Raw genomic sequence first — 16,142 nt, 5'->3', positions numbered from 1 at the left:
CCTACCCGCGCCCCGCCTTGCGCGTTAGCGGCTTGAAGGGCGTCACCTTGCCACCGCCCGAGGGCGGCGCAGGATCCCCCAGCAGATCCATGAAGGAGGTCTGGGTTGCCTGCCCGTTCTTGGCCCGCACGTAAGGCGTGCCCAGCAGTTCCTTTTCCAGCGCCGCCAGGCGGTTTTCATGAAAGGCGCGCTGCTGGCTCAGACCGGACAGGAAGTTGCCCTCCATGGCCTCAAACCCCTCATCCACGATCAGCACCGACAGCCGGTCAAACGCGGCCCGGTGCACCGCATAGCGCACCACCTGGCCAAAGACCGGCTCATCCACCAGCCCGTCCCGTTTCAAGTACCGCAGCAGGCTTTCGCCATGCGCCTTTTCCACATCATCAAAATGAGGTGGCCAGCCGCCCAGAAGGCGCACCAGTTTTTCAATGTCCGTTCCACTGTTCTGCATACCCCCCCCTCCAAATTTGTGCGCGGAAAAATCCGATTACCCCGGCCGGTTTCACATCAGAAGGCCCCGGACTTTCCGAGGCCCCCCACCCGATCAGCGCGCCGTTCGGCCCGCTGTTTCTTGCTGTCATGACAAGACTTGCAGAGCGACTGCAGCGCCCCGAACCAGAACAGCCCATAATCATCCCGGTGCGGCACCACATGGTCCGCCACCGTCGCCAGCTGCTTTGAGTGATCCGGGCACAGCCGGCACAAAGGTTCCGCGTCCAGCTGTGTCAGCCGCCGTCCGCCTTTGCCCCGCCAGCCCTTGCTTGCATACCATTTCCGGCTCGGCCGCTCTGACCGCCGCCGTGCCTCCAATGGCCGGTCCCGGTTCTGTTTCTCGGCCCGCTCATGGGCCTTGCAGTAGATCGTTCCGACCTCAACCAGACGGGAGCACCCGCCCTGCGCACAGGGTTTCTTCGGCATAAGCTCTCCCCCAAACGCAAAAGCGCCCGGAGCAGGATCTCTGCTTCAGGCGCAATTCAGACAGGTGCTTTATGTCAACAGATTGAGATCCGCGTCAACCCCTTTGCCACGGCGTTCTTGGCGGCATCGCCTCCGTCACGACAAAGGACGTCAGATGGCAGGCCGCCTGGAAGATGTGCCGCAAGTGCAGGAGCGCCCCGTACCAGCTGAGATACCGGCGCCGGGCTGCTGCAATCTCCCGCCCCGTCACGCTGTAGCCAACAGGACACCAGGACCCATCCGCCCGCTTGCCCAGCTGATCCGCAGGCCAGCGCAGCCCCGGCACCCGGCAAACCTCCACCGCTGCAAACCGCCCGTGTTTCGTGCCGCGCCAGTCCAGCGGCGCACAGCGCTGCTCTGCTTCCATCAGGCAATCCGGGCGTTCACCAACCCGGGCCAGCTCCGCAATCTGCACAGCCATCCGTCGCCCGCCATAGATCTCGGGCAGGCAGGCCAGTGACGCCGCAACCATATCCGCATCATGGTGGCGCGGCGATGTTCCGCCACCCTGCACCCGGCATCCCAGCTGTGCCTGCTGCATCATCAGGTATTCCATCCCGATCCCCGGACGCGCCCCGGTTTCCCGCTCGATCTCGTCAAAGTCGAGGCCTACCTTTTCCCGCTGGAACGCCCATTCGATCAGGTCCAGAACCCCGACCGCCAGCCTGCCACTGCGCGGGGCCCGGACCCCGGTCAGCGCCGCGCCCCGCGCCGTACCCACGAGCGGACGTTCAAGAACAGCCATGTTCATGCCGCCCCCTTTCGGCGGGCCTGATCCGCAATGTCCTGGCACCTTTGCAGCGCAGCCCGGCGCTGCAGCCGGAACCGGTCTTCGGCCGCGCTGATGGCATCGCCCCGCGCCAGGCGCATCTCGATATCCTCCAGCCGTCGCACCGGATTGTCCGCGCTTTCCCGGATCTTGGTCTGGCTCCACCGGCCTGGCCATTCCCGGCCCGCAGTGATGAACTCCAGGAGCTCCGGCGCCCAGCCCTGCTGGATCGCCCTGAGGCCCAGCTCATCGCGGAACACATTCAGCATCAGCGGCGATGGCCCGGTATCCGGCGCTTCCTTTTCCCGCGCCTTGGCCAGGATCTTGAGCGCAATAGGAAACCGGTCCTTGTTCTTGCCCTCGGGGTGCGCCTCGATCCACTCCCTGAGATCCGTCAGCCCGTCTTCGCTCATATAGGCAAGCTTCTGGCGCAGTTCCTTTTTCATCACTTCAAACTTGGCAAGGGTGGCCGTTGACGGCCGCGCCAGCCCCAATGCCTCCAGCGGCGCAATCAGGATGTCCTGCACCCGCTTTTCTCCCGCTGCCTGCTCTTTCGCATCCATCGCCTCTGTCTCCTTTCTAAGCCTGTTCCGACATCCCTCCAGCCACGCGGTGGCCCCTCTGGCCCTGCCCGCTGCGGTGCGCGTTCCGTCAGTCTCGTTTCATTTCTTTTCGTTTCTTCTCCTTTCAGCGGTGACAGAAACCGCGCAAAAAAGGAGAGAACCGTATCGATCCCGGGAACTTCCGTGATTTTCCGGGTCAGTTCCGTGATTTTCAGTGATTGTTCCGTGATGTTCCGTAACCGTCACGGAAAGTCACAGGTGGTTTCAGAACCGCTCAGCCCTGCCCCTGCAGCTGGAATTCATCCAGCGCCTTGCGGATGAAGGCCTCGCGGCGCTGCACATCCGGATAGGTCTCTTCCAGCCAGCCATGGAACCGCTCCAGGAAGTCCGGCGCCCGCAGCAACTGCCCTGCCCCGATCCGCACCTCGATCATGTCGCGCAGATCCTTCAGCCGCTTGTTCACCCGGCGCTGTTCCTTATCCGCCAGATTGGCCCGGCGGGATTTCAACGCCTCGATGGCAACTTCCGTCACCACCTTATGGGCATAGCGGACCTCGCCATTGTCACAGCGCACCAGCGACCAGTTGTGCAGCGGCGTGATCTCCCGATTGCACAGCTGCCGCCAGCGATCGACGGAGATCTCCGCCGCATTCGCCAGCAGCCGCTCATCCGTCGGCAATGTGCCCACCGGGGTTTCCTCGTGGGAGACGCAGAACAGGTTGAACCCGATCCAGCCGACCTCTGGCTCCGCCAGTTGGCGGAACTCGCTGCGGCGCCAGCGTTTGAGGTTCCACTGAATGAAGAAGTGGCTGTCCAGCCGGTCCTGCGACGAGATCGGATAATCCGGCAGATCTCCCGCATCGACCGGGCGCAGGAATTTTGGCGCGGTGCTCATGCGAAGACCTCCATCAGATCCTGCGCCCGGCCCGACTGATACGGCCGCATCTCTACCGCGCGCCATCGGCCCGCTACCGCCCGGCGACGATAGCGGTGGCCCCAGCCTCGGTGCATGCAGATGTTGCGGCAGGTCTCCGCGCTCGCGCCGGTAAAGGCAGCGAGATCAGCCAGTGTGCAATCGCCACCGGCCTCGCGGGTCAGCCACCAGATCTGATAGGCGATCCGTTCAATCCGCACATTCATGCTGCGGCCCTCCTCATCTTATCATGGAAAAAGCCCGGCGCACCGGGGTCCGTCAGCATCACCAACAGCGCGATATGGCTGGTAGGCGCCGTCACCGCGCCCCACCAGTTCAGCGCCGTCTGGAAGCTGACATCGCAATACAGCGCCACCTCACGCGGGCTATTGAACCGCTCGCGGAAGTAGGCAGACCACAGGTCCGCCGCAGTGGATTTAAGCGCATAGGGGTCAAACCGATTTGACCAAGACGCTATACTCTCAGACGTGCCAGGCTGTTTGCATGGCACATCATTGCTCACAATCAGGGTTAGACGCGGGCGGCTCATGCGGCGGCCTCCGGCGTTTCTTCTGGTGCTGGATTGTCGCTCATGTACTGGCGAAGCCGGTCAGCCACGCCAAGCGTACAACTCTTGCCATCCTTCAAGCGGCGATACAGGCGGCTATTGCCGACTGCGCGGCTAGTCACAGTAGCCGGAGCGACACCCTTAGAAGAGGCAAACCGTTCGATCTCAGAAATCAGCTGTGTGGTCATCATGGCACCATATAGGGATATTTATCCCCACACATCAAGGGACAATCCTCTCCTATCCTCAACGCCGATAAGGGAATATTGTCACCACATGCCATTGACATTCAGAGAAGCGCTCAACGGAGCAATGACGGCATCAGGACTTTCGATGCGGAAGCTGGCCGAAAAGGCGGGCGTATCTTACGAGCAGCTTAAGAAAATCAATCAAGGCAAGACTCAAAGTACGAATGCAGAAGACGCGCTGCGTCTTGCCGCCGCTCTAGGTGTATCCTTGGAAAGCTTCATGGCTGGGGAGTTTCAGGGCAAACCAACCATCGCAATTGCAGGCAAGGTTGGCGCGGGTGCCCAAGTTCCTGTATTCGATGCTTACCCGAAGGGCGGCGGCCCTCAGGTCGAATGCCCCCCAGGTCTATCTCCGAATGGCATCGTTGCCGTGGAGGTAGAGGGCGATAGTATGGAACCAGTCTATTCAGATGGGGATCTGCTATTTTACAGCCGAAACGGGCACGATAGCGTTCCCTCTGACATCATCGGTCACCGCTGCGTCTGCGAAGATGAGGACGGCATGGGCTGGGTAAAACAAGTAAAGGCCGGTGACGAGCCCGGCCTGTTCCACCTGATTTCACTGAACCCTGGCGCCAACAACATGTGGAACGTGCGCCTAAAATGGGCAGCAAAGGTCCAACTGCACTGGCCTGCTGACCTCGCCAAGAAGATCTAATCCACCTCACATCACAACAGTCAACCTTCGCGGCAGACCAGCTCGCAGAAATTTCAAAACAGCATCAATCCTAGTGAGACTAATCCTCCGAGGACCGCCAAGATATTGAGAGCCTTGAAACCCGCACTCGAATGTATCTTGTTAACGAACTCAGGTGTTTTTCTAAGTGCAATCAGCATTCGCGCCGACCTTCCGAACACACGCACCGCTTCATCCTGACCGGTGACAATCGCATCGGCTCTAGTTACACCGGGTAATTTTGGTGGCCCGACGCGCATCTCTTGCGTTAGGAACAATACATCATCACGCATCTGTTCTCGAAGATCACCTTGAGTGATCGCCTCCAGAACAGGGGCGGCTTCGGCGATTTTTTCGAGGTTTTCGGGAGACAACTCACGAAGTGATTGTTCTTGCAGCAACCTCCGATTTTCGGCAACCTCTGGATCAGTCGCGCGTATGCCTTGGGCACCTTCCTGCAACGCCGAAAGTAATGCCTGGTTCTCTTCAGACGGCGGCAACTCACCTGTGCCAATTTGAACCGTCAAACTGTGGTGAACCGTTGTAAGATCCATCTCGACCCTTTGGGGGTCATTGGCATAACGCTCTAGAGTGCGTCGCAGCTTCCGGATTTCTAGGGAATTCTCATTCAGCCCATTGGACTGATTTTCGAGCACATCTTCGATTGCGTCAGCCAGCTGCGCGAGCGTCGCAGCCAGTAAGTCAGGTTTCTCAACCTTTTTTGCCCGCACCTCAAAGGCGCCGGTCTCGGGATCTTGTTCCAGCTCCTCAGCCAATGGCAGAAGTCGGCTCAATGCAAGAGCATCTTCTTCAGCAGATCTTTCCTCAGCGATTTCCTCACCATCATCGAAAAAATCAGGCCCAGGAATTGGCGACCAATCCCAAAGACCGCTTTCGTCGACAATGTCCGCGGCAACCTCTTCAATGAACTCTTCTGGATAGTCACCGGAGAAGCTGCTCCCAAGAGCATCCTGTGGTGTATCCGGCCCTCCGTAAATCCACTGGTAGCCTCCCTCCGCTGAGACGTACGGCAGCGAATTGGCTGGATCTTCATAGTTTGCGTAGAACCATTCCCTCATATCTTCGGCTGCAGCTTCGCGGTCGAAGTCGTCTTCATCAAAGTCATCGTCGTCAAAGTCTGGTTCATGCTCAATGCCAACAGAAAATTTCTGTACGAGTTCATGGCCCCTCAGGTATGGAACAGGATCACCAAGTAAGCCCTCGGGGTACTCCGACATCTCCCAACGAATTTCGCCCAACTCATCGCGGCTTATTGAAGCGCTCCACAGCCGATCAGGGCCCATGTCCCGCTCTTCGCTCGCAACCACTTCCCAATTAATTTCGTCAGGTTCAATCTCGAACAATTCTCCAGTTTCGGAATGACGAACTATGGCGATGCCAGTGGTACTAATTCTCATTTTTTTAAAACTCGATGTGTCGAATGGCGTATATAAAAGTCTTACAATCTGCTTTTCTGAAATACCACATTCAACTGGCAAACCCTGCCAGTCCGAGGTCCGCATCAAGAGGCCAGTGAACCTCAAGCCCGTGTGGACTAGGAAGGCACAGTGAGGCCCCCGATTCGAGAAAGGGGATTTATATCCCCATTTTTGGTTGACAGGGACTTTTGTCCCCTGATAGCAATTCTCCCATCAACCTGATGGAGGATTGAATGAACGACATCATCAAGACCGCACGGCAGATCGCAGGTTCGCCCGAGGCACACCTCGACGAAATCCACCTATTCACGTCGGCATGGGCTGCCATGAAGGCCGCACGGGGCCAAGGCTTCAGCCCTGCCCGCCTCCGTGCGGCCCACCTGATTGACCGGCCCGCACCTGCGCCGGAACCCGTTGATCAGACCCTTGATCGCGTCGCGCAGAAAGTGCGCCAAATCATCGATGCGAAAGGTTACCAACCTCAGCGCCGCCATGCGGCCTGACCAGCGCACCAATTTGCCAGCTCCACACCAATCCAAGGCAAAGGGCAGCTTGACCGGGACGCACCCACGGGCACCGCCCCATCCCAGATAGCCAGGTAGCGGCGCGTGATTTTCGGAGGATTGCACGCGCCGCTTTTTCTTAAGGTTTCGCGCCCATGTGCAGGAGCGCGAAATGGCGCGGGCGGTTCAATCCTCCTCCAATAAAATCCGCCCGCGCATCTTCGACGAGGCCCCAATGCGAAACACCGCATCTCCACACCAACAACAAATCTACTCAGACATGCAGCAGTTGGCGAATACGCCCCTCTTCAGACGCGCCGCCCTGTTCAGGAAGGCAGGCGGCACCTTGACCCCGCCACATGAGGACTGCCGCTGGGATTATGATGCAGGCCACTGGTGGGCCTCTTTGCACGGCATGACGGCATATGGCGCCAGCCGGACCGATGCGATCCGCGGATGGCTACGCGCGGCTCGGCAAGGTTTTCGGGCCGACCCGTCCCGCCGCGCAACAGATGACCGCCCGGACTGCCCCTACAATGGGCAGGCTGCGCTTTGAACAGAACGACAGAAGCAGAAAGCTGTACACCACCTGCCGCTGTACAATTGAAAAGCACAAGGCCAGCCTCGGGAACACAGCCCTTTGGCCTACGGGCGTTGTGGCTGCATTTCGCCAATGAACTGGAAGTCAGGCGACTCGCAAAACTCCACCTGCGGATCCTGCGCAAACAGGATGCCCTGAACCAGCTCATCAATGAACGACAAAAAATCATGAACCGATGCATCCGCCGTATGCGCCGCGCCAATGGCAAGAACTAATGCATGCCGAATCCGCACGAACCACACGCGAAAGAATGACCCGGAGGAAAACAGATGGCTAACCTCACACCCTTAGCTGTCGGGGAAAAGTCAGCTGCAAAACTTCTGGACATGAAGGTGCCCGAGTTCCTCTCGCTCGTGGCGGATGGCGTGTTGCCCGGTCCTCGTAAGGTTGGCCCTTTTCAACGATGGGACACAGAAGAGCTCCGAGCCGTGATGCGCGGTGACCTCGTTGACGGTTTCGAGGATGTGAAATGGTGAGGAAGAAGTTCACTGCGACCAAAACGGTCAAGGGCCGAAAATACCAATATTTCCGAAAGGATGGGCAGTATGTGCGCCTGCCAGACGATCCGAACAGCGAAGAATATGATCGGGAGTATTGGCGCCTGATGCGCGGCGGCGGCAGCCTGTCCCAGAAGTTCACCTTCGAAAAGCTGATCCTGAGCTACAAGCAATCGCCCAAATGGGACCGCCTGGCCCCTCGCACCAGGGCGGATTACTCCAAGGTGCTTGAATACTTGTCAGACACAGTGGGCAGCAAGAACCCGACCAAGATGCGCCGATCCACCATCATTGAGGCGCAGATGGCAAACCGGCACCGGGCGCGTTTCGCGAACTACATTCCCCATATGCTGTCCATCCTGTTCGAACATGCCATTGACCTGGACTGGCAGCGCGACAATCCCGCAAAGGGCATTGCGAAGATCCAAACCGGCGAAGGGCACAAGCCCTGGCCTGCCTCGGCAATTGCACTCTACCGCGAACATGCAGACGGCCTTGCGCTGCTGATCTTTGAATTGGCGCTGGGAACAGGGCAGCGCGCCTCGGACCTCACCCGCATGGAATGGAACCATATTGAGGATGACGGGATCTGGGTGACCCAGGGCAAGACCAAAGCCCGGCTTTGGATCCCCTTTACGGCGCGCCTCGCAGCCGCTCTGGCAGCGACCCGGCGCAACAGCGCGCGCCATATCCTTGCCAGCGATACCGGGCAGCCGCTGAAGTATGACCAACTGCAAAAGAAGGTGATGGCCGTTCGGAAATCTGCCGGGTTGACCGCATATTCGCTGCACGGTTTGCGTTACAGTGCTGCCGGTGAACTTGCAGAAGCAGGTTGCACGGACCAGCAAATCGCCGCGATCACAGGCCACAAAAGCCTGTCGATGGTGCAAAAGTATTCGAAAGGCGCGAGTCAGAAACGCCTGGCGAAAGAGGCCCAGAGCCTCCGGGAACAGAGCAAAAACAGATCGTGAACGTGGGAAACTTTTTGGGAAACCCTGAAATTCAGCCTGCGGAGCAGGCTAGTCAGGTGGCAGCTAACTATTTGATTTAGTGGCGGGGAGACAGGGATTCGAACCCTGGGAACGCTCTCACGTTCAACGGTTTTCAAGACCGCCGCATTCGACCACTCTGCCACCTCCCCGGTCCGCTGGCGGTTTAGGCCGCGCCAGCACATCGTGCAAGGGAAAATCGTGCCATCTTTTTCGAACAAGGAGCTGTGCCCGATGTAAACGCACGCGAAATAATGCCAATTGCCATGCTTTTGTGCCGCCCGCTTGGGGACAGGGTTTTCATGCAAGAAGACGCAGGCTATCATTTGCAAAATCAAACGATGACCGGGAACCCGGCAAGCAGCGCATCGCCGCTTTGAGCACAGGCAAGGGAAGAACCATGACACAGGCCAGAACTCGGGCCACGCCAATCGGAAAAACCGGCGCGCGGATCTGCGCGTCTGCTTTATGTCTGCTGATGCTGACCGCCTGTGAAGACGGCGCCGGGCTGCCGTTCCTGCAGCCCAAAGCCTCTGCGACCGACACAGCGCCGACATCGGCCAGCAGCACCAAACTGGTGGAGCGCGACGTGGAATCGCCGGATGTATTTCAGGTGACCGAGGCCGGACTTTGGGACGGGCGTCCCTCCCTTGGCGGTGTCTGGGTGGCCCACCCCGATGCGCAGGATCCGGAACGGGTCATCATCCGCAACAGCGCCAATGGTAAATTCGTGATCGGCGCCCTGTTCCGCCGCGAGCGTGAAATTCCCGGACCGCGCATTCAGGCGTCGTCCGATGCGGCAGCGGCTCTGGGCATGCTGGCAGGCGCCCCGGTCGAACTGAACGTTACCGCCCTGCGCCGCGAGACAGCACCGGAAGAGGTCGCTGCAGAACCGGCGGAGGATGCCGCAGATACCACGGCACAGAGCGAGGCACTGACGCCCGATGCGGTAGCAGAGGCACCGCTGGACCCGATCGCCGGGGCTGCAGCAGCTATCGATGCGCCCGCACCTGATGCAACCCCAGCGTCTGCGCCTGCGAAACCACAGGCCGCGCCCGCGACGCCGAAAACACGCGTTTCGCCGCTTGAAAAACCTTACATCCAGATCGGTATCTTCAGCGTCGAGGCAAACGCCAATCGGACAGCAGGTCAGATGCGCAATGCAGGCATGATCCCGATCGTTTATGAGCAATCCTCCAACGGCAAACCCTTCTGGCGCGTTGTCGTCGGACCGGCACAGACCAAGAGCGAGCGCAGCCAGCTGCTGAAAAGCGTCAAACAGGCTGGCTTCTCGGATGCCTACGCGGTGACCAATTGACTTGCATGACGCTCCCAGCCCCGCGTCGCCTGCACACAGACCAACAAGGATGACACACCGGTGATCGATCTTGTCAAATCCGCACTGAAACTGACCGCCTGCGCCGGGCTTATGCTGAGCATTGCCTCTGTTCCGGCCTCGGCCTTTGATACAAAGGCCCGCGCCGCCTTCGTGCTAGATCAAAGCACCGATACGGTTCTACTTTCGAAGAATGCCGAGGTGCCTTTGCCCCCGGCCTCCATGTCCAAGCTGATGACGCTTTATGTGGCCTTTGAAGCCCTGCGCGATGGGCGGCTGACGCTGGATGAACAGCTGCCGGTCAGCGAACACGCGATGAGCTATGGCGGCTCCACCATGTTCCTGGACACAACCGACCGTGTCCGGGTCGAGGATCTTCTGCGCGGCATCATCGTGCTGTCGGGCAACGATGCCTGCGCGGTGATCGCCGAGGCACTGAGCCCGGACGGAACCGAGGCCGGTTTCGCCCGTTACATGACCAAGCGCGCGCGCGAACTGGGCATGGCCAATGCCACCTTTGCCAATTCCAACGGTTGGCCCGCCGCCGGGCATCGCATGTCGATGCAGGATCTGGGCATTCTTGCCCAGCATCTGATCGAAGATTTTCCGCAGTATTACCCGCTGTTTTCGGAAAAAACCTTTGAATTCGATGGACGCGCGCCGTCGAACACCCGCAACCGCAATCCGCTGCTGACGTTGGGCATTGGCGCCGACGGTCTGAAAACCGGCCACACGAGTGAGGCGGGCTATGGCCTTGTTGGATCGGCCAAACAGGGCGACCGGCGGGTGATCTTCGTGATCACGGGGCTGGCCAGCACCAAGGCGCGTGCAGAGGAGGCAGAGGCCCTCGTTAACTGGTCGTTTCGCCAATTTACCAAGAAAACCATCGCCAAAGCTGACACCCCTGTCGCCGAAGCCGAAGTATGGCGCGGCGCGGCACGATCGGTAGGCCTGGTGCCGGCCGAAGATCTGGAAATCCTGGTACCCGCCCTGACCGGCAGTGAGATCAACGCCGAGGTGGTCTACACCGGCCCCATCGACGCGCCGGTCCGCAAGGGCGACAAACTGGCCGAGCTGGTCTTCCAGCCCGATGAGTTGCCCGAGGTGCGCTTGCCGCTGGTGGCAGCGAATGACGTGCCCGCAGGTGGCTTTCCGGTGCGGGTCAAGACCGCCGCGCAGGTTCTGATCAAACGCTTTCTGAACGGCCCCGAGGACGCGCTGTGACACCCGGTCCCGAACGCGGATTGTTCATCACCTTCGAAGGCATCGACGGGTCCGGAAAATCCACCCAGTGTCGGCTGCTGGCCGAGACGCTTCAGGCGGCAGGGCGCGAGGTGGTGCTAACTCGCGAGCCCGGCGGCTCCCCCGGGGCCGAAGAGATCCGGCGGCTGGTGCTGGAGGGCGATCCCGACAAATGGTCGGCGGAGACCGAAATCCTGTTGTTCACAGCCGCGCGCCGGGATCATCTGGAGCGCACCATCGAACCGGCGCTCGCCGCTGGCAAGGTGGTGATCTGCGATCGGTTTGCCGACAGCACCCGCATGTATCAGGGCCTGTCGCGCGGCGATCTGCGCGCTACGGTGGACCAGCTGCATGACCTGATGATCGGCCGTGAACCGGATCTGACCATCCTGATCGACATGGACCCGGCCACCGGCCTCTCGCGCGCCAAGGGGCGTCAGGGCACCGAAGAACGGTTCGAGGATTTCGGCCTGTCCTTGCAGGAAAAGATGCGCGCCGGGTTTCTGGCACTGGCGCAGGAATTCCCCGACCGGTTCCGCGTTCTGGACGGCGACCGTGCTCTGGATACGGTCGCGCAGGACGTTCTGTCGCAGGCGCTGGCGGCCCTTTCCCCCGAAGGACACCCGGTATGAGCGCGCAGGACGAGCTGCCGCGGGCAGATCAGGCCGCAGGCGCGCCACACCCGCGGGAAACCCCACAGATATTCGGCCAGAACAAGGCAGAGCAGGATTTTCTTACCGCCTTCAACTCGGACCGGTTGCATCACGGCTGGCTGTTGACCGGGCCGCAGGGCATTGGCAAGGCGACGTTGGCCTGGCGCATCGCGCGGTTTCTTCTGGCGACGCCCCCGGCCGAGGACGGGCTGTTCGGCGCGCCGCCGCCAGCGACCACGCTCGACATCGACCCGGATCACCCGGTATCGCACCGGATCCACGCTCTGGCTGAACCGGGGTTGGCCGCGATCACCCGCAGCTATAACGACAAGGGAAAACTGCGCGATCAGATCGTTGTCGATGATATCCGCGCACTGAACCGGTTCTTCGGCCTGTCTGCCACCGATGGCGGGCGCCGCGTAGTGATCGTGGATGCCGCCGATGACATGAACCCCAGCGCCGCCAACGCCCTCTTGAAGATGCTGGAAGAGCCGCCCGCGCGGACCACCATGTTCCTCATTTCACATCAGCCCTCGCGCCTGTTGCCGACGATCCGCTCGCGCTGCCGCACGCTGCGCCTTGGCCCCCTGTCGGCAGAGGATATGCAGGCCGCCCTCAGTCAATCCGGGGCCGAGCTGCCAGAGAACGCCGATCATCTTGCGGCGCTGGCCGCCGGATCGGTCGGCGCGGCGCTGCGTCTTCTGAACCTTGGTGGTCTGAAGACATACGCCGAACTTGTACAGATCCTCGATTCTCTGCCCCGTCTGGACCGTCAGCGCGCCATGGCGCTGGCCGAAACCGCGGCCCAGCGTGGCGGCGCGGAAAAATTTGAGCTACTGCTGACCCTGACCGAGGTCGCCATGGCCCGGCTGGCCCGTACCGGCGCCACCGGACAGCCGCCCCAGCCAGAGGCCGCACACGGTGAAACCGCCATGTTGCAGCGCCTCGCCCCTGATCCGCACAAAGGCCGGGCATGGGCCGACCTTTCTGCCGAAGCAACAGCACGCGCCCGCCACGGTCAGGCCGTGAACCTTGACCCCGCCGCGCTAGTCCTAGATACGGTTTTCAAGATGCAGGAAACCGCGTCGCGCTGATCCCGACTCGTCCGGGCTGGTCTGGGCAGGTCCGGAGCTGCGGCGCACAAGACGACGAAAGACAGGCATGAGCAGCACATCCCTTCCCCAGATCACCGACAGCCACTGCCATCTGGATTTTCCGGATTTCGCTGGCGAGCTGGATCAGGTGATCGCCCGTGCCACCGAGGCCGGGGTCACCCGGATGGTCACCATCTGCACCAAGATGAAGAATGAACCCTCGGTGCGCGCCATCGCCGAAACCCACGCGCCGGTGTTTTACGCCGCAGGCACCCACCCGATGAGCGCGGCTGATGAGCCGCTGGTCAGCGTGGATGAACTGGTGGCGCTGGCTAAACACCCCAAATTCGTCGGCATCGGCGAGACCGGTCTGGATTACCACTACACCGCGGACAGCGCCGAGATTCAGCAGGTCTCGCTGCGCAATCACATTGCCGCCGCCCGAGAAACCGGCCTGCCGCTGATCATCCACGCCCGCGCCGCGGATGACGACATGGCCCGAATCCTGTCCGAAGAAATGAAGAACGGCAGCTATTCCTGCGTGATGCATTGCTTCTCCTCCTCGGCGGAACTTGGCCGGGCGGCGTTGGATCTTGGGTTTTACCTGTCGATGTCCGGTATTGCCGCCTTCCCCAAAAGCCAGGAGCTGCGCGACATCTTTGCCGCCGCGCCCATCGACCGCATTCTGGTGGAAACCGACGCGCCCTATCTGGCACCGCCGCCGCACCGGGGCAAACGCAATGAACCGGCCTATTCTGCCCTGACCGCCAAAGTCGGCGCCGAGGCTTTTGGCATGGACTACGCCGATTTCGCGGCCCAGACGCAGGAGAATTTCGACCGGTTGTTCTGGAAAGCAGCGCAATATCAGGCGGCCGCCTGATGGCTGAACTGCGCTTTACCATCCTCGGCAGCGGCTCTTCGGGCGGGGTGCCGCGCCTTGGCGGTCACTGGGGCGATTGCGACCCTGAGAACCCGCGCAACAGACGGCGGCGCTGCTCCATGCTGGTTGAGCGCGACGGCCCGGATGGCACCACCACGGTGCTGATCGATACTTCGCCGGATATGCGCAGCCAGCTGCTGGATGCAGAGGTCGGACGGCTGGACGCGGTCGTCTATACTCATTCCCACGCGGACCACGTGCATGGTATCGACGATCTGCGCATGATCGTCTTCAACATGCGCAAGCGGATCCCGGTCTACGCAGATGGCGATACCCAGAACGCCCTGCTGTCGCGCTTTGGCTATGCCTTTGTGCAGCCCGAAGGATCGCCCTATCCGCCGATTCTGGATCTGCAAAGCATCAATGGCCCTTTTGTTATCGATGGCCCTGGCGGCGAAATCCCCTTCCGCCCCTTCGAGGTCGGGCATGGGTCGATCGACGCGCTGGGGTTCCGGATGGGCGGGCTGGTCTATCTTCCCGACGTGGTCGACATCCCCGACAGTGCCCTGCCCGAGCTGCAGGATATGGATTGCTGGGTTCTGGACGCCCTGCGCCGCACCCCACATCCCACGCATTTCAACATGACGCAGGCGCTGGAGTGGATCGAGCGGATGCAGCCCCGGCGCGCGGTGCTGACCAACATGCATATCGATATGGATTATGCCACGGTCGAGGCAGAAACCCCCGATCATATCTCTGCCGCCTATGATGGCATGGTGATCCGCAGTCCGATCTAGGGCCGCCCAACCGGGCGAGCGCCCATTAGGACTACGACTATATGCTGCAAAGCCTGATCGACGTCATTCTGCCCGTTTTCCTGGTGGTCGCTGCGGGCTATGCCGCAACGATGAAAGGATATTTCACGCACAGCCATATCGAAGGGCTGATGAAATTCACCCAGAGCTTTGCCATCCCCTGCTTGTTGTTCCGGGCGATTGCCAATCTGGATCTCTCTAGCAGTTTTGACCCGACATTGCTCGTCAGCTTTTACACCGGGGCGGGGATCTGTTTTCTGATCGGCCTCTTCGGTGCGCGGCTGATCTTCAAACGCGACTGGGAAGACTGCGTGGCCATCGGCTTCTGCTGCCTGTTCTCCAATTCGGTCTTGCTGGGCCTGCCGATCACCGAACGCGCCTTTGGCCCGGACAATCTGACCGGTAACTATGCGATCATCGCGTTCCATTCCCCTTTTTGCTACGGCATCGGCATCACCGTGATGGAGATCGTCAAGAACCGCGGTAGCGGCAGCATGAAGATGGCACGCTCGGTGCTGACTGCGATGTTCCGCAACGTGCTGATCCTCGGGATTGCACTGGGATTTGCCGCCAACCTGATCGGCCTCACCATTCCTGGTGCATTTGACGATGCCCTGCAGCTTCTGATCCGCGCCGCGCTCCCGGCGGCGCTGTTCGCCCTTGGCGGCGTACTGGTGCAATACCGCCCCGAGGGTGATCTGCGCACTATCGCATTTGTCTGCGTGACCGCCCTGATGGTGCACCCGGCCATCGTCTGGTCCCTTGGCAGCACTCTTGGCCTGAAACAGGATCTGTTCCGCTCCGGTGTTCTCAATGCTGCGATGGCGCCGGGCTTTAACGCCTATATTTTTGCCAATATGTATGGCCGCGCCCGGCGCGTCGCCGCTTCCTCGGTGCTCATCGCCACCGGGGCGTCAGTACTGACGGTGTGGTTCTGGCTCGTGGTCCTCACCTGAGGCACCCCCCCTGCCCGCCTAGGCCTCGCGCAGGTTCAGCCGGGCAGTCGAACCGCCCAGAGCAGCGGCTCATCAAAGTTATACATGACCAGCTGCCCGTCCTCGGCCAGTTCCATCCGGTTGACTAGACCCAGCCGCTGCAGGAATTCGCGCTCTGCGATCATCGTCTGTTCGTCACAGAGCCCGCCACCGATATCGAACGGCGTGAACATGAGGTTCTGCAGGTCCGGCCCGTAGGTGGTGGTGAAGCTGCGACAGGGGCCAGAGCCATAAAGCGTGCCCTCAGCGAAATCGAACCGCATCTCGTCAAAGCCCGCAATGTCGATGCCCTTTACCCGCTGCACGATCCAGGCGCCATCGAAACTCTCTGCCGTGGGTGAAACCATGGGGACCCCTCCACTGGGTGCATTGGCGTGCTCCGAGGCATAAGAAAATCCCGCCAA

General features: G+C 60.7%; 22 protein-coding genes and 1 tRNA gene. 12 read left to right on the top strand and 11 right to left on the bottom strand.

What is annotated here, in order from left to right:
• Position 1 precedes the first annotated feature (1 nt).
• The 8 genes from SM766_RS02945 to SM766_RS02910 all read right to left on the bottom strand — a co-directional run bounded on the left by SM766_RS02945 (position 2) and on the right by SM766_RS02910 (position 3,958).
• Positions 2-451 carry a hypothetical protein gene (locus SM766_RS02945; RefSeq protein ID WP_368946876.1) on the bottom strand — a complete coding sequence of 150 codons (450 nt, stop codon included), beginning with the start codon at positions 449-451 and terminating at the stop codon, positions 2-4.
• 56 nt (positions 452-507) lie between these two features.
• The gene (locus SM766_RS02940) at positions 508-918 is read right to left on the bottom strand and encodes a DUF8602 domain-containing protein (protein ID WP_368946875.1); all 411 of its coding nucleotides are present in this window, start codon (positions 916-918) and stop codon (positions 508-510) included.
• 94 nt (positions 919-1,012) lie between these two features.
• Entirely contained in the window at positions 1,013-1,708 is a 696-nt protein-coding gene (locus tag SM766_RS02935; protein ID WP_368946874.1) for a hypothetical protein, read from the bottom strand.
• The gene (locus SM766_RS02930; RefSeq protein ID WP_368946873.1) at positions 1,705-2,289 is read right to left on the bottom strand and encodes a hypothetical protein; all 585 of its coding nucleotides are present in this window, start codon (positions 2,287-2,289) and stop codon (positions 1,705-1,707) included. Before SM766_RS02930 ends, SM766_RS02935 begins: the two co-directional genes overlap by 4 nt.
• A gap of 274 nt (positions 2,290-2,563) precedes the next feature.
• Positions 2,564-3,184 carry a hypothetical protein gene (locus SM766_RS02925; protein ID WP_368946872.1) on the bottom strand — a complete coding sequence of 207 codons (621 nt, stop codon included), beginning with the start codon at positions 3,182-3,184 and terminating at the stop codon, positions 2,564-2,566.
• On the bottom strand, positions 3,181-3,429 hold the full coding sequence (locus tag SM766_RS02920) for a hypothetical protein (protein ID WP_368946871.1): 249 nt from the start codon (positions 3,427-3,429) through the stop codon (positions 3,181-3,183). Before SM766_RS02920 ends, SM766_RS02925 begins: the two co-directional genes overlap by 4 nt.
• The gene (locus tag SM766_RS02915) at positions 3,426-3,752 is read right to left on the bottom strand and encodes a hypothetical protein (protein ID WP_368946870.1); all 327 of its coding nucleotides are present in this window, start codon (positions 3,750-3,752) and stop codon (positions 3,426-3,428) included. Before SM766_RS02915 ends, SM766_RS02920 begins: the two co-directional genes overlap by 4 nt.
• The gene (locus SM766_RS02910) at positions 3,749-3,958 is read right to left on the bottom strand and encodes a hypothetical protein (RefSeq protein WP_368946869.1); all 210 of its coding nucleotides are present in this window, start codon (positions 3,956-3,958) and stop codon (positions 3,749-3,751) included. The genes SM766_RS02915 and SM766_RS02910 overlap by 4 nt, the downstream gene beginning before the upstream one ends.
• An 88-nt stretch (positions 3,959-4,046) precedes the next feature.
• Here SM766_RS02910 and SM766_RS02905 point away from each other — a divergent pair, with 88 nt between their 5' ends.
• On the top strand, positions 4,047-4,676 hold the full coding sequence (locus SM766_RS02905; RefSeq protein WP_368946868.1) for an XRE family transcriptional regulator: 630 nt from the start codon (positions 4,047-4,049) through the stop codon (positions 4,674-4,676).
• 53 nt (positions 4,677-4,729) lie between these two features.
• Here the strand turns inward: SM766_RS02905 and SM766_RS02900 are convergent, their stop codons facing one another.
• The gene (locus SM766_RS02900; protein ID WP_368946867.1) at positions 4,730-6,217 is read right to left on the bottom strand and encodes a hypothetical protein; all 1,488 of its coding nucleotides are present in this window, start codon (positions 6,215-6,217) and stop codon (positions 4,730-4,732) included.
• Positions 6,218-6,366: 149 nt separating this feature from the next.
• Here SM766_RS02900 and SM766_RS02895 point away from each other — a divergent pair, with 149 nt between their 5' ends.
• The 4 genes from SM766_RS02895 to SM766_RS02880 all read left to right on the top strand — a co-directional run bounded on the left by SM766_RS02895 (position 6,367) and on the right by SM766_RS02880 (position 8,705).
• Positions 6,367-6,636, top strand: a complete 270-nt coding sequence (locus SM766_RS02895) for a hypothetical protein (RefSeq protein ID WP_368946866.1) — start codon at positions 6,367-6,369, stop codon at positions 6,634-6,636.
• A 552-nt stretch (positions 6,637-7,188) separates the two neighbouring features.
• A complete protein-coding gene (locus SM766_RS02890) occupies positions 7,189-7,452 on the top strand; it encodes a hypothetical protein (RefSeq protein WP_368946865.1) in 264 nt (87 codons plus the stop codon).
• Between the two features lie 54 nt (positions 7,453-7,506).
• The gene (locus SM766_RS02885) at positions 7,507-7,713 is read left to right on the top strand and encodes a hypothetical protein (protein WP_065271011.1); all 207 of its coding nucleotides are present in this window, start codon (positions 7,507-7,509) and stop codon (positions 7,711-7,713) included.
• Positions 7,707-8,705: a tyrosine-type recombinase/integrase gene (locus tag SM766_RS02880; protein WP_368946864.1), complete on the top strand. Its 999-nt coding sequence runs from the start codon at positions 7,707-7,709 to the stop codon at positions 8,703-8,705. The genes SM766_RS02885 and SM766_RS02880 overlap by 7 nt, the downstream gene beginning before the upstream one ends.
• An 80-nt stretch (positions 8,706-8,785) precedes the next feature.
• On the opposite strand, the gene SM766_RS02875 is transcribed toward SM766_RS02880, so the two are convergent.
• Positions 8,786-8,875, bottom strand: a tRNA-Ser gene (locus SM766_RS02875).
• Between the two features lie 248 nt (positions 8,876-9,123).
• Here SM766_RS02875 and SM766_RS02870 point away from each other — a divergent pair.
• From SM766_RS02870 to SM766_RS02840, 7 genes are all read left to right on the top strand, one after another.
• A complete protein-coding gene (locus tag SM766_RS02870; RefSeq protein ID WP_368946863.1) occupies positions 9,124-10,041 on the top strand; it encodes an SPOR domain-containing protein in 918 nt (305 codons plus the stop codon).
• A 111-nt stretch (positions 10,042-10,152) separates the two neighbouring features.
• Positions 10,153-11,283: a D-alanyl-D-alanine carboxypeptidase family protein gene (locus tag SM766_RS02865; RefSeq protein ID WP_065273536.1), complete on the top strand. Its 1,131-nt coding sequence runs from the start codon at positions 10,153-10,155 to the stop codon at positions 11,281-11,283.
• Positions 11,280-11,933, top strand: coding sequence for a dTMP kinase (gene tmk / locus SM766_RS02860; protein WP_274828198.1), 654 nt, complete (start codon positions 11,280-11,282; stop codon positions 11,931-11,933). Before SM766_RS02865 ends, tmk begins: the two co-directional genes overlap by 4 nt.
• Positions 11,930-13,048 (top strand): DNA polymerase III subunit delta', encoded by a 1,119-nt coding sequence (locus tag SM766_RS02855; protein ID WP_368946862.1) that lies wholly within the window; start codon positions 11,930-11,932, stop codon positions 13,046-13,048. Before tmk ends, SM766_RS02855 begins: the two co-directional genes overlap by 4 nt.
• A gap of 67 nt (positions 13,049-13,115) precedes the next feature.
• Positions 13,116-13,928, top strand: coding sequence for a TatD family hydrolase (locus SM766_RS02850; RefSeq protein WP_368946861.1), 813 nt, complete (start codon positions 13,116-13,118; stop codon positions 13,926-13,928).
• Positions 13,928-14,725 carry an MBL fold metallo-hydrolase gene (locus SM766_RS02845; RefSeq protein ID WP_065271017.1) on the top strand — a complete coding sequence of 266 codons (798 nt, stop codon included), beginning with the start codon at positions 13,928-13,930 and terminating at the stop codon, positions 14,723-14,725. The genes SM766_RS02850 and SM766_RS02845 overlap by 1 nt, the downstream gene beginning before the upstream one ends.
• Before the next feature lie 41 nt (positions 14,726-14,766).
• The gene (locus tag SM766_RS02840) at positions 14,767-15,699 is read left to right on the top strand and encodes an AEC family transporter (protein WP_368946860.1); all 933 of its coding nucleotides are present in this window, start codon (positions 14,767-14,769) and stop codon (positions 15,697-15,699) included.
• Positions 15,700-15,734: 35 nt separating this feature from the next.
• Here the strand turns inward: SM766_RS02840 and SM766_RS02835 are convergent, their stop codons facing one another.
• Positions 15,735-16,085: an META domain-containing protein gene (locus SM766_RS02835; protein ID WP_368946859.1), complete on the bottom strand. Its 351-nt coding sequence runs from the start codon at positions 16,083-16,085 to the stop codon at positions 15,735-15,737.
• Between the last annotated feature and the right edge of the window lie 57 nt (positions 16,086-16,142).

The sequence above is a fragment of the Pseudophaeobacter sp. A-200-2 genome, from assembly GCF_041008815.1.
GTDB classification, from domain to species: domain Bacteria; phylum Pseudomonadota; class Alphaproteobacteria; order Rhodobacterales; family Rhodobacteraceae; genus Phycobacter; species Phycobacter gallaeciensis_A.
The sequence above is the reverse complement of the archived record's forward strand: the minus strand, read 5'-3'. Positions and strand labels throughout refer to the sequence as shown.

Bases quoted from the DNA above. Each gene is read 5' to 3' on its own strand.
- SM766_RS02945 (WP_368946876.1), bottom strand. From the start codon at position 451: ATGCAGAACAGTGGAACGGACATTGAAAAACTGGTGCGCCTTCTGGGC.
- SM766_RS02940 (WP_368946875.1), bottom strand. From the start codon at position 918: ATGCCGAAGAAACCCTGTGCGCAGGGCGGGTGCTCCCGTCTGGTTGAG.
- SM766_RS02935 (WP_368946874.1), bottom strand. From the start codon at position 1,708: ATGAACATGGCTGTTCTTGAACGTCCGCTCGTGGGTACGGCGCGGGGC.
- SM766_RS02930 (WP_368946873.1), bottom strand. From the start codon at position 2,289: ATGGATGCGAAAGAGCAGGCAGCGGGAGAAAAGCGGGTGCAGGACATC.
- SM766_RS02925 (WP_368946872.1), bottom strand. From the start codon at position 3,184: ATGAGCACCGCGCCAAAATTCCTGCGCCCGGTCGATGCGGGAGATCTG.
- SM766_RS02920 (WP_368946871.1), bottom strand. From the start codon at position 3,429: ATGAATGTGCGGATTGAACGGATCGCCTATCAGATCTGGTGGCTGACC.
- SM766_RS02915 (WP_368946870.1), bottom strand. From the start codon at position 3,752: ATGAGCCGCCCGCGTCTAACCCTGATTGTGAGCAATGATGTGCCATGC.
- SM766_RS02910 (WP_368946869.1), bottom strand. From the start codon at position 3,958: ATGACCACACAGCTGATTTCTGAGATCGAACGGTTTGCCTCTTCTAAG.
- SM766_RS02905 (WP_368946868.1), top strand. From the start codon at position 4,047: ATGCCATTGACATTCAGAGAAGCGCTCAACGGAGCAATGACGGCATCA.
- SM766_RS02900 (WP_368946867.1), bottom strand. From the start codon at position 6,217: ATGCGGACCTCGGACTGGCAGGGTTTGCCAGTTGAATGTGGTATTTCA.
- SM766_RS02895 (WP_368946866.1), top strand. From the start codon at position 6,367: ATGAACGACATCATCAAGACCGCACGGCAGATCGCAGGTTCGCCCGAG.
- SM766_RS02885 (WP_065271011.1), top strand. From the start codon at position 7,507: ATGGCTAACCTCACACCCTTAGCTGTCGGGGAAAAGTCAGCTGCAAAA.
- SM766_RS02880 (WP_368946864.1), top strand. From the start codon at position 7,707: ATGGTGAGGAAGAAGTTCACTGCGACCAAAACGGTCAAGGGCCGAAAA.
- SM766_RS02870 (WP_368946863.1), top strand. From the start codon at position 9,124: ATGACACAGGCCAGAACTCGGGCCACGCCAATCGGAAAAACCGGCGCG.
- SM766_RS02865 (WP_065273536.1), top strand. From the start codon at position 10,153: ATGCTGAGCATTGCCTCTGTTCCGGCCTCGGCCTTTGATACAAAGGCC.
- SM766_RS02855 (WP_368946862.1), top strand. From the start codon at position 11,930: ATGAGCGCGCAGGACGAGCTGCCGCGGGCAGATCAGGCCGCAGGCGCG.
- SM766_RS02850 (WP_368946861.1), top strand. From the start codon at position 13,116: ATGAGCAGCACATCCCTTCCCCAGATCACCGACAGCCACTGCCATCTG.
- SM766_RS02845 (WP_065271017.1), top strand. From the start codon at position 13,928: ATGGCTGAACTGCGCTTTACCATCCTCGGCAGCGGCTCTTCGGGCGGG.
- SM766_RS02840 (WP_368946860.1), top strand. From the start codon at position 14,767: ATGCTGCAAAGCCTGATCGACGTCATTCTGCCCGTTTTCCTGGTGGTC.
- SM766_RS02835 (WP_368946859.1), bottom strand. From the start codon at position 16,085: ATGGTTTCACCCACGGCAGAGAGTTTCGATGGCGCCTGGATCGTGCAG.